This is a genomic window from Kitasatospora sp. Root107, assembly GCF_001424875.1.
Taxonomy (GTDB): Bacteria; Actinomycetota; Actinomycetes; order Streptomycetales; family Streptomycetaceae; genus Kitasatospora.
In genome coordinates this window covers 288,542-299,885 of sequence record NZ_LMCT01000072.1, presented here as the reverse complement: position 1 = coordinate 299,885, position 11,344 = coordinate 288,542, and the positions used below count along the sequence as shown (strand labels likewise).

5 protein-coding genes, 2 pseudogenes and 1 riboswitch are annotated in these 11,344 nt (G+C 71.0%); of the genes and pseudogenes, 3 read left to right on the top strand and 4 right to left on the bottom strand.

All coding sequences use genetic code 11. The features are described from left to right. Nucleotides 1-464 (bottom strand): annotated as a pseudogene (locus tag ASC99_RS41580) (hypothetical protein); the annotation flags it as partial. Nucleotides 465-466: 2 nt separating this feature from the next. Beyond that, a riboswitch (cyclic di-AMP (ydaO/yuaA leader) is annotated at nt 467-635 on the bottom strand. A 139-nt stretch (nt 636-774) separates the two neighbouring features. After that, entirely contained in the window at nt 775-2,013 is a 1,239-nt protein-coding gene (locus ASC99_RS34820) for a triacylglycerol lipase (RefSeq protein WP_200948507.1), read from the bottom strand. Nucleotides 2,014-2,206: 193 nt separating this feature from the next. Here ASC99_RS34820 and ASC99_RS34815 point away from each other — a divergent pair, with 193 nt between their 5' ends. The 3 genes from ASC99_RS34815 (at nt 2,207) to ASC99_RS34805 (ending at nt 6,603) form a co-directional block, all read left to right on the top strand. Further along, nucleotides 2,207-2,602, top strand: coding sequence for a ribonuclease domain-containing protein (locus tag ASC99_RS34815; RefSeq protein WP_057239685.1), 396 nt, complete (start codon nt 2,207-2,209; stop codon nt 2,600-2,602). A 247-nt stretch (nt 2,603-2,849) separates the two neighbouring features. Beyond that, a complete protein-coding gene (locus ASC99_RS34810; RefSeq protein ID WP_235502948.1) occupies nt 2,850-6,185 on the top strand; it encodes a carbohydrate binding domain-containing protein in 3,336 nt (1,111 codons plus the stop codon). A gap of 88 nt (nt 6,186-6,273) precedes the next feature. After that, complete coding sequence (locus ASC99_RS34805) at nt 6,274-6,603, top strand: phenolic acid decarboxylase (RefSeq protein WP_057239683.1); 330 nt, start codon at nt 6,274-6,276, stop codon at nt 6,601-6,603. A 7-nt stretch (nt 6,604-6,610) separates the two neighbouring features. Here ASC99_RS34805 and ASC99_RS42455 read toward each other — a convergent pair. Both ASC99_RS42455 and ASC99_RS34790 read right to left on the bottom strand, forming a co-directional pair. Continuing rightward, nucleotides 6,611-10,506 (bottom strand): annotated as a pseudogene (locus tag ASC99_RS42455) (dipeptide ABC transporter ATP-binding protein). After that, nucleotides 10,503-11,342 (bottom strand): ABC transporter permease, encoded by an 840-nt coding sequence (locus ASC99_RS34790; protein WP_057239677.1) that lies wholly within the window; start codon nt 11,340-11,342, stop codon nt 10,503-10,505. Before ASC99_RS34790 ends, ASC99_RS42455 begins: the two are co-directional and overlap by 4 nt. Nucleotides 11,343-11,344 lie beyond the last annotated feature (2 nt).

The window sequence follows — 11,344 nt, the reverse complement described above, 5'->3', positions numbered from 1 at the left end:
GGGGTCGGAGTGGGGGTGGGGGTGGGGGTGGGCGTGGGGGTGGGCGTGGGGGTGACCGAACTGCCGACGGTCAGCTTCTGCGAGGGCAGGTTGTGCCAGCCACCGGAATAGTCCTGCCAGAAGCCGAACTGGGTGTACGTCCCGGCGGGCAGCGTCCGGGCCGCGCTGGTGAAGTTCACGCCGCTCGGGCAGATCTGGACGTTGCTCGCGTTACCGGGGAAGTCGAGGTTCCGGCCGACCGCGTCACGGACGCCGACGCCGAGCGTCTTGGCCGTGAAGCAGGCGCTGGAGTGGACGGTCAGGCCGGCCTTGGTCGCGGTGTTCGCGGCCATCGAGGTGGGGGTCAGCCGGTCCTGGGTCACCGAGGTGGCGGCCTGGGCCTGACCGGCCAGGCCGGTGGCGATCAGCGGTACGGCGACCAGGGCGGCCGCGCCGAGGCGTGCGGGGGTAAGGGCGATGCGCATGGGCAGGTCCTCTGCGACGCCTACGAGGTGAGCTGTCGGGTTCGGGCGAGAGGAATCGCCCGGCCGCTGTGGGAGCGGCTTCACCCCGAGCGACCCCCCGCACCGGAGCAGGGGGGACCGCAGACTGACCTGGTTCCCCCGCTCCTGCCCATGTTTCGGTGATCGAGTACCCGACACCGGGTGGGCAGGACTCGGCGTCCCGGCGGCGGGGTCCGCGCAGATGCGGACGGCTCCATGCAGGCTAGGCAGGTCGTCCGCCCATCGACAACGAGACCTCGCTCACACGACGTTTACCCGACCGCGGACCGGGTCAGGCCAGCCAGGCCGTGATCTGGGTGGCGGCGGCCGGGGCCCAGCCGAGTTCGAGGTGGTTGAGGCCGGAGACGAGCTTGGTGGCGGCGACGGTCCCGATGCCGGTGGTGTCGAGGGCGCTGGCGGTGAAGACCAGGCCGTCGCTGGGCCCGCGGTTCTCGTTCAGCAGGCCGGGGAGGTCGGCGGAGCCGCCCGTCAGCAGGTAGGTGGGGACGCTCGCCGGGATGCCCGCCTGCTGCAGCGGCCTGATCAGCGAGCCGGCGTCGATGGCGGCCTGGATGCCCTGGCCGGAGGTGTAGTAGCCCTGGCCGCCGTAGTAGGTGGTCCACCAGTCCTGGGTGAGCTGGTCGACACCGTACAACCCGTCCCAGCGGGCCAGGAGTTGGCGCTGACCGGGGTAGCAGTCGTAGCCGCCGGTGGGCAGCACGCCGAGGCAGGGCTGCGCGGTGTAGCTGCCGTAGCAGGTCATGTACAGGTGCGGGGACGGCGCGTTGGCGGTACCGCCGCAGGCGGGCCAGGTGGCCAGCGAGAAGCTCCAGCCGTGGGCGTAGACGTAGTCGAGACCGCCGTGCGGGCCGCCGAGGGTGACCAGGCGGCGGACGTCACCGGCGTAGGCACGGCCCCAGGACGGGCGGACCGAGGAGACGTAACTGCGGGCCGCCACCTCGCCCTTGCTCCAGGCCACCACGTCCGCCTGGGCCACCCCGAGCCGGTCCCGGATCAACGCCAGTGCGTCACCCACCACTTGGGCCTGCATCAGGTTGTCACCGTGCTTGTGCGCGAAGTTGACCGCGAAGACCCGGTGCCCGGCGGCGGCCAGCTGCTGCGCCAACCCGGTCGAAGGGCAGCTGGACGCACCGCAGTTGCCGCCCTCGGCGGGGTTGCCCCAGGCCCGATCGGCGTTGTCGTTGGCGCCGTGCACGAGCAGCACGGCGGAACCGGTGCCGGTGTTCCAGCCGGCCGCGGAGTAGAGCAGGAAGCGGGCCGAGGAAGGACGCTTGACACCGCCGAAGTACGTCAGCCGGGCGCCGTCCTGGTCGCCGCGCCCGTCGGTCGGGTACTGCTCGGTGCGGAAGCCCGGGGTGGAGTCGTAGTAGCGCTCCACCTTGGCCCAGCCGTTGCCGGGTTGGCCGAAAGTGGCCTCCAGTTGGAGGTACGAGGGCGGTGCGGCGACCGCCGGGCCGAGCCCGAGAGCAAGCGCGGCAATGGTGATCAGGACGACCAGCAGGCGTTTCACGGCGACTCCAGGGGTGGGGGTCAGGACACCGTAGGAGCGGGGCCCCGATCCCCCCATGTCACGGACACACATCCGGCACGTCCGACACATGGCGGTCGACCACAAGTCACCTGAATGCCAAGGGAGTTACGCGTGGGTGAAGTGTTGCCGAGACACTTCCGCAGGGACCTGACATGCCCTCACACTTGCTGCCATGCGAATCAATCTACGCGCGTTGAAGACTCGCGCCGCCTCCGTCGCCGTCGTCGGCCTGGTCACCCTGGCCCCCACCGCCGTGTTCGCCACCGATGCCTCCGCCACGGTCAGCGGCAACATCTGTTACACCGCTCTGCCGAGCCAGGGCCGGGACACCATCCGCCTGATCGACGCGGGCGGCCCGTTCCCGTACAGCCAGGACGGCATCGTCTTCCAGAACCGGGAGGGCGTGCTCCCCAGCCAGTCGTACGGCTACTACCACGAGTACACCGTCAAGACGCCGAACGTCTCGACCCGCGGCGCCCGACGGATCGTCACCGGCAAGGTCTACCACGAGGACTACTACACCTCGGACCACTACGCGACCTTCTACAAGGTCAACTTCGGCTGCTGACCACCCCTCACCTCGCCGCCCGCCCTCGCACCCCGAGGACGGGCGGCGCTGTCGTCCCCGCCGACCTGGCGTCGGCTCTTTACGGGTGATTTACAGCCGGGTACGCTCCCTGAAACATCTTGCGGAAACTTGCGCAAGATGGAGCGTCAACTCCCGGTCGGTGGCGTGCGCCGCAGTGCCCTCCCCAGGCTCTGTGCTGTCGCCGGGTGCTCTCTCCCCCACCCACCAGGCCTCGAGGAGTCCATCCGTGGACCGTAAAGCCGCACGCCGCCGTCACCGTCCCCGTCACCGAAATCCGCTGCTCGCCGTCCTGGCGATCGTCGCCGGACTGGTTGCCGCCCTGCTGCCCGCGATCACCGCGCAGGCAGCCACCACCGCCACCGTCTACTACAAGCCCACCGCCACCTGGGCGGCCGTCAACCTGCACTGGGCTCCCACCGGCGGCAGTTGGACCACCTCGCCCGGCACCGCGATGGACGCGGCCTGCTCCGGCTGGTTCAAGAAGACCGTCGACCTGGGCACCGCGACCACCTGGCAGGCGACCTTCAACAACGGCTCCGGCGTCTGGGACAACCACGGCGGCGCCAACTACCAACTGGGCAGCGGGATCAGCGCCGTCACCGGCGGCCAGGTCAGCACCACCGACCCGTGCGCGGCCGCCACCCCCACCTCGGCCACGGTCTTCTACTGGACCGCGAGCAAGAACTGGTCGGCGTACTACCTGCACTGGGCCGCCACCGGCGGCAGTTGGACCACCGCACCCGGCACCCGGCTCGCCGCCGCCTGCACCGGCTGGGTCAAGCTGACCGTGGACCTGGGCACCGCCGCCACCTGGCAGGCGACCTTCAACAACGGCTCCGGCACCTGGGACAACAACGGTGGTACCAACTACCAGTTGGGCACCGGAGCGGTCACCGTCAAGGACGGCGTGGTGGCCCACAGCGACCCGTGCGGCAGCACCACCCCGGACCCCACCCCGACCCCGACCCCCACACCGACGCCGACCCCGACGCCCCAGCCCGGCACGGCCGCCACTGTCTGGTACGCCACCACCACGGTCGGCTGGTCCACCGTCAACCTGCACTGGGCTCCCACCGGCGGCAGCTGGACCACCAGCCCCGGCGTCGGCATGGAGCCCGCCTGCACCGGCTGGGTGAAGGAGACCGTCAGCCTGGGCAGCGCCACCACCTGGCAGGCGACCTTCAACAACGGCAACGGCGTCTGGGACAACAACAACGGCGCCAACTACCAGTTGGGCAGCGGCAACAGCACCGTCAGGGACAAGACCGTGACGGCCACCGCCACCGACCCGTGCGCCGCCGTCGTCCCGGACACCACCGCGCCGACCGCCCCCACCGGCGTGAGCGCCACCGCCTCCGGCACCGGCACCGGCACCGTGCTGACCTGGAACCCGGCCACCGACAACATCGGGGTGACGGGCTACCAGATCACCCGCACCGGCGGCACCAAGGGCAGCTCGGTCGTCGACACCGGCTCCACGGTGTACTCGCAGAGCGGGCTGGAGGCGACCACCGCCTACTGCTGGACCGTCAGGGCCCGGGACGCGGCGGGCAACCTCTCCGCCGCCTCGGCCGAGTCCTGCGCCACCACCGGCACGGCCGAGCCCACCCCGGCGGGCGGTACGCCGCTGGGCGGCGACCCGCGCAAGGACCCGATCTACTTCGTGCTCACCGCCCGCTTCAACGACGGTGACAGCAGCAACAACCGGGGCGGCAGCCAGGACGTGAAGTCCGGCAACGCGGCCAACAACGACCCGATGTTCCGGGGCGACTTCAAGGGCCTGGTGCAGAAGCTCGACTACGTCAAGGGCCTCGGCTTCTCGGCGATCTGGATCACCCCGGTGGTGCTCAACCGCTCCGACTACGACTTCCATGGCTACCACGGCTACGACTTCTACAAGGTCGACGCACGCCTCGAGTCGGCCGGCGCCTCGTACCAGGACCTGATCAACGCCGCCCACGCCAAGGGCATCAAGATCTACCAGGACGTGGTCTACAACCACAGCTCCCGCTGGGGCGCCAAGGGCCTGTTCACCCCGACCGTCTACGGCGTCCGGGACACCCAGTGGAGCTGGTACTACGACGCCCCGAACGCGGGTTTCGAGTACGACGGCCTCACCGTCGACCCGGTCTCCGGCAAGTCGTACTACAACGGCGACCTCTGGTCGACCGCCGAGCCGAGCGGCAACACCTGCCTCAACTGGGGGAAGCCGACCGGCGCGAAGAGCCCCGAGGGCTACACCATCTACAACTGCCAGTGGCCCGGTGCCACCACCGGCATGTTCCCCAAGGCGCTCTACCACCAGTGCTGGATCGGCAACTGGGAGGGCGAGGACTCCCGTTCCTGCTGGCTGCACGAGGACCTGGCCGACTTCAACACCGAGAGCCCGGTGGTCCAGCAGTACCTGATCGGCGCGTACAACAAGTACATCGACATGGGCGTGGACGGCTTCCGGATCGACACCGCCGTGCACATCCCCCGGGTCACCTGGAACCGCCGCTTCCTGCCCGCGATCTACGAGGAGGTCAGCCGGAAGTTCGGCACCGCGAAGGCGGCGGACTTCTTCGTCTTCGGTGAGGTCGGCGCCTTCGTCAACGACCGGTGGAACCGGGGGTCGGTCAACCACTCCGCCCAGTTCTTCACCTGGAAGGAGCGCAGGGAGTACACCTCGGACGACGTGCAGGCGGCGCTCGACCAGTTCACCTACGAGAACACCATGGGCACCGGCAACCAGCCGGTCTCCAACAACGCCTTCCTGAACGGGAACGCCTACCACGCCCCGGACAAGAGCCAGTTCAGCGGCATGAACATCATCGACATGCGCATGCACATGAACTTCGGTGACGCCTCGAACGCCTTCAACAACGGCAAGGACTCCGACGACTCCACCAACGACCCGACGTACAACGTGGTCTACGTGGACAGCCACGACTTCGGCCCGAACAAGTCCAGCACCCGGTACGCCGGCGGCACCGACGCCTGGGCCGAGAACATGGCGCTGATGTGGACCTTCCGAGGCATCCCGACGCTGTACTACGGCTCGGAGATCGAGTTCCAGGCCGGGAAGCAGATCGACTGCGGCCCGACCTGCCCGCTGGCCGGCACCGGCCGCGCGTACTACGGCGACAAGGTGGCCGGTGAGGTGACGGCCGGTGACTTCTCGGTGGTCTCCTCGGCCTCGGGCGCGGTGGCGACCACGCTCCAGCAGCCGCTGGTCAAGCAGCTCCAGCGGCTGAACCAGATCCGCCGCGCGGTCCCGGCGCTCCAGCAGGGCCAGTACTCCACCCAGGGGGTGACCGGCGACATGGCCTTCAAGCGCCGCTACACGGCGGGCGGCGTGGACAGCTTCGCGCTGGTCGCGGTCACCAACGCGGCCACCTACACCGGGATTCCGAACGGCACCTACAAGGACGCCGTCACCGGTGACGTGAAGGTGGTCTCCAACGGCACCCTCTCGGTGGCCGCCGCGGGCAAGGGCAACCTGCGGGTGTACGTGCTCGACCTCGGCGGCAGCAACGCCGCCCCGGGCAAGGTCGGCACGGACGGCCCGTACCTCAAGTAAGCCGGTCAACGGCCGGACGGTCCGATAGGTTGGGTGGGTGCGGTCACGGCGACCGCACCCACCTGCCGCTTCACCCAGACGAGGACCCATGACCGCGCAGCTGCCCGCGTTCGCCGGCCACACCTACCTGTTCCAGGTCGACAACGGCGCCGCCTTCCGCAACACCTACTCGGCGGACGGCCTCCGGCTGCGTTGGGACGGTCTCGGCGAGTCGGCCGGCCAGTGGGAGGACGTCAAGCTGCACGTCGCCCAGGTCGCCCCGCACATCTACTTCGTCAGCTGGACGGAGAAGAGCGGAATCACCGTCAGCCACGTGATGGACCTGACCGCGATGACCGTCCGCGCCTTCTGGACGTACGAGGGCGAGGGCGGCCGCGTCGGCGAACTCCACACCGGCACGCTGCAGGCCGAGGCCTGAGTCGGCCTCACTCGAAGGCGGCCGCCGCCTCCCGCAGGGCCGTCGCCACCGTCTCCGGGTCGTACGGAGCGGGCTCGCCCGGTACGTACGTCACCGCGCGCAGGCCACCGGTGTAGCGGAAGCTGCGGTGCCGTTCGTACACCGGCCAGGAGACCGGGGACTTGCGGTCCACCCCGACGCTGATGCCCTGGAACGGTGCCATCCCGATGAGTTGGTGCACCGGGCCGAGCCGCCCGGTCACCGCGCCGTCGACCAGCAGCTCGAACTCCCACTTCAGGTCGGCCACCGCCGTGGCCCGCAGGCCGACCGCCCGGGCGCCCGGTGCCAGCGGACCGCCGTCCGCCTCGAACAGCTCGCCGTACTGGTTGTAGGCGAACCGGAGCCGCCCGCCCTCGACGTAGAGGCTGTAGCCGCCGCCCTGGTCGCCGTGCGAGACCAGCACGCCCTGGTCGGCCGCGCCGTGATCGGCAAGATCCACCAGGACGTCGAAGGAGCGGAACGAGATCAGCCGCGAGGAGCGGTAACGCTCCAGCTCGGGCGTCCCGGCGAGCAGGGTGAGCGGCGCGCGCAGCCGGGCGTCCTCGGGGTGCCGCAGGGCCAGCGCACCGGAGTGGTCGGCCAGCGGGAAGACCCCGTTCCGCCAGGCGGCGTCCTCCCAGGCCTCGGCCAACTCCTTGACCACCTCCGGGAATTCCGCCGCGACGTCGTCGATCTCGGTCGGATCGGTGCGTAGGTCGTACAGCGCCCACTCGCCGTCGTCGTACGGGGTGCCGGGGCGGTGCAGGGTGACCAGCTTCCAGCCGTTGCGGTAGTAGCTGCGGTTCCCGGTCATCTCGCAGTACTGCTCGGCGTGCGTGGACTCGGCCTCCGGCGCGCGCAGCACCGAGGCGAAGCTGATGCCGTCCAACTCCTGGACGGGCTGCCGCGCACGCTCCACCGGCCGTTCCAGGCCCGCCAGTTCGAGCAGGGTGGGCAGGATGTCGGTGACGTACTGGTACTGCTCGCGCACCCCCGAGTCGCCCTCGGCGCGCGGCAGTCCGGCCGGCCAGGAGAGCACGAAGGGGACGCGCACGCCGCCCGCGTAGGTCTGGCCCTTGTAGAGCCGGAACGGGGTGTTCGAGGCCATCCCCCAGCCGCGCGGGTAGTGCACCAGGCTCTGCGGGCCGCCGATCAGGTCGATCTCGCGCTCGACGTCCGGATTCCAGTCGGCGGGGAGCCTCGGGTGGTGGACGAAGCGGCTGAAGTAGCTACGGGTGCCCTCCGCGCCGCCCTCGCCGGTGCCGCCGTTGTCGGAGGTGAACAGGATGATGGTGTTGTCGAGCTCGCCGAGCGCAGCCAGGGTGTCGGTGAGCCGCCCGAGGTTCTGGTCGACGTTGTCGACCATCGCCGCGTAGACCTCCATGTAGCGGGCGTACAACTTCCGCTCCACCTCGGAGAGTTCGTCCCACGGTCGGACGTCGTGCCCGGCCTCGCCGTTCCGCTCGGGCAGCCTGGTGCCGGCCGGGAAGTGCCCGGCGGCCAGCTGGCGGGCGAAGCGGGCGGCGCGCAGCTCGTCCCAGCCCTGGTCGTAGCGGCCCCGGTGCCTGGCCAGGTCTTCGGGCTTGGCCTGGAGCGGGCCGTGCACGGCGTTGTGGGCCAGGTAGAGGAAGAACGGCTTCTCGGCGTCGTGTGCGCGCAGCGACTTGACCATGGCGATCGCCTGGTCGGTGATGTCGTCGGTGTAGTAGTAGTCGTCGGGCAGCTCGTCGATGTCCAACGGGCTGTTGTCCCGCACCAGTTGGTGTGGGTGGAACAGGCTGGTCAGGCCCTCCAGCACCCCGTAGTACTGGTCGAAGCCCTTCTGCAGCGGCCAGTTGGCCCGGTTGTCGGCGGCGTTCGAGGCGGAGTCCCGGGTCAGGTGCCACTTGCCGACGGCGTAGGTGGCGTAGCCGCTGTCGTGCAGCAGCTCGGCCAGGGTCGGGATGTCCCCGGCCACCTCCATGCCGTAGCCGGGGAAGCCGGGGTCGGCGTTGGCGACGAAGGAGTAGCCCACCCGGTGCGGGTTGAGGCCGGTGAGCAGCGCGGCCCGGGCCGGGGAGCAGAGCGGCATGGTGTGGTAGTTGGCCAGCCGGACACCGTTGCCCGCCAGCCGGTCCAGGGTGGGGGTGGGGATCTCCGAGCCGAACGGGCCGATGTCGCTGTAGCCCATGTCGTCGATCAGCACCACCACGACGTTGGGCGCGCCGGTCCGGGCCCGGACGCGGGCGGGCCAGGCGGCCGCCGAGTCGCGGAAGGTGCGGCCGACGGTGCCGGGGAAGCCGGCGTAGGGGTCGCGGCGGGTGCTGGTCATACGGGGCTCCGGTGGTTCAGTTGCGGTACGGCGGCCAGTAGTTCGGCCGTGTAGGGGTCCTGCGGGTCGGTGACGACCTGGTCGGCGGGGCCGGTCTCGACAAGTCGCCCCCGGTGCATGACGGCGATCCGGTGGCTGGCCTGACGCACCACGGCCAGGTCGTGGGCGATGAACAGGATCGCCAGCCCGAGCTCCCGCTGCAGGCCGGAGAGCAGGTCGAGCACCTGGGCCTGGACCGAGACGTCCAGCGCGGAGACCGGTTCGTCGCAGATCAGCACGCTCGGCCGGGGTGCCAGTGCCCGGGCGATGCCGATCCGTTGGCGTTGGCCGCCGGAGAAGGCGCGCGGGTGGCGGTCGGCCGCATCCGGCTCCAGGCCGACCTGGGTGAGCAGTTCGCCCACCCGCTCGGCCCGCTCGGCGGCGTCGCCGAGGCGGTGCGCGATCAGCGGTTCGGCCAGGATCTGACCGACCGTCATCCGGGGGTTGAGTGAGGAGTACGGGTCCTGGAAGACCAGCTGGATCTCCCGCCGGGCGGCCCGGGACCGGGTCAGCGGCTCGCCCCGGTACCGGATCTCGCCCGCGGAGGGAGCGTGCGCCTGGACCAGCGCGCGGGCCAGGGTGGACTTGCCGGAGCCGGACTCGCCGACCAGCCCGAGGGTCTCCCCCGGGTGCAGTACCAGGTCGACACCGCCCAGCGCGGTGACCGGGCGGCGGCGCGGGCCGTAGGTCTTGGCCAGGCCGGTGACGGTGAGCAGCGGTTCCGGGCCCGGGGTGGAGTTGGCGGCGGCCGTGGAGGGCTCGGCCAGTCGGGGCACGGCGGCCAGCAGCCGCTTGGTGTACGGGTGTTCGGGACGGTCCAGGACGTCCTCGGTGCGGCCGTGCTCGACCACCAGGCCCTGGTGCATCACCAGCACCCGGCGGCAGGTCTGGGCGATCACGCCGAGGTCGTGGCTGATCAGCACCAGGGCGGTGCCGCGCTCGCGGTTGATCCGCTCCAGCAGCCGGAGGATCTGCTGCTGGACGGTCGGGTCGAGCGCGGTGGTGGGTTCGTCGGCGACCAGCACCTCCGGGTCCCCGGCCAGGGCCAGCGCGATCATGATGCGCTGGCGCTGGCCGCCGGAGAACTGGTGCGGGTGGTCGCGCAGCCGCCGGGCGGCATCCGGGATACCCACCAGGTCGAGCAACTCGACTGCGCGAGAAGCGCGTTCGGGCTTGGCGGCCGAGCCGTGCGCGCGCACCGCCTCGTCCAGCTGGCGCCCGACGGTGAGCACCGGGTTGAGCGAGGACATCGGGTCCTGGAAGATCATCGCGATCCGCCGGCCGCGCACCGACCGCAGCGCCGGCTCGGCGAGGGTGGCCAGGTCCTGGCCGTCCAGCTCGACCGAGCCGCCGGAGATCCTGCCCCCGGCGGGCAGCATCCGCAGCAGCGCGAGCGCGGTGGTGGACTTGCCGGAGCCGGACTCGCCGACGATCCCCAGCGTCTCCCCCGCCGCCAGCTCGAACCCGACCCCGGCCACCGCCTCGACTCCGTCGAACTCGACCTTGAGATCCCGTACTTGGAGTACCGCACTCATCGACGGATCCCTTCGTTCAGTGCCTCGGCGATCAGCGTCAGGCCGAGCACCAGGGCGGTCACCACCAGCAGCGGGGCGGCAGCGTAGCCGGGATGGGTGGAGAGGTAGGCCATCGACTGGCTGAGGATGCCGCCGAGCGAGGGCTCCGGGGGGCGGACGCCGACGCCGAGGAAGCTCATCGCACCCTCGATGAAGACGGCCAGTGAGAAGGCGATCGCGCCCTGCACGATCAGCGGGTCGACGGCGTTCGGGAGCACGTGCCGCAGCAGCACCCGGGCCCGGGAGGCGCCGCCGACCCGGGCCGCCAGGGCGTACTCGCGCTCGCGCTGGACCAGGATGCCGGCCCGCAACTGGCGCCCGAAGCCGGGGATCTCGGCCAGCGCGATGACGATCACCACCGGCCAGCGGCCGGGGCCGAGCACCGCCGTGACGGCGAGTGCCAGGATCAGGCCGGGGAAGGCCAGCAGCAGGTCGAAGACCCGCTGTACGGCCACGTCGGCCCCGCGCGAGGTGGCCGCGAGCAGGGCCAGCGCGCAGCCCAGCACCGCACCCACCGGTACGGCGGTGACGCTGATCAGCAGGTCGGTGCGGATGCCGTGCAGGACCCGGCTGAACAGGTCCCGGCCGAGGTCGTCGGTGCCGAACGGGTGGGCACCGCTCGGCCCGGCCAGGGCCAGCCCGCTCTGGGCCAGCGGGTCGGCGTCGGTGAGCAGCGGGGCGAGCAGCCCGGCCAGCACCACCACGCCCACCAGCAGGACCCCGGCGGTGCCCCGGAGGGTGTGCAGACCGGCCGGGAGGAGACGGCGTCGGCGCAGGCCGACAGCGAGGGTGGTCATGG

What these genes read in the sequence shown, in the direction of transcription:
- ASC99_RS34790 (WP_057239677.1), bottom strand. Translation starts at nt 11,342, where the DNA reads ATGACCACCCTCGCTGTCGGCCTGCGCCGACGCCGTCTCCTCCCGGCC.
- ASC99_RS34805 (WP_057239683.1), top strand. Translation starts at nt 6,274, where the DNA reads ATGACCGCGCAGCTGCCCGCGTTCGCCGGCCACACCTACCTGTTCCAG.
- ASC99_RS34815 (WP_057239685.1), top strand. Translation starts at nt 2,207, where the DNA reads ATGCGAATCAATCTACGCGCGTTGAAGACTCGCGCCGCCTCCGTCGCC.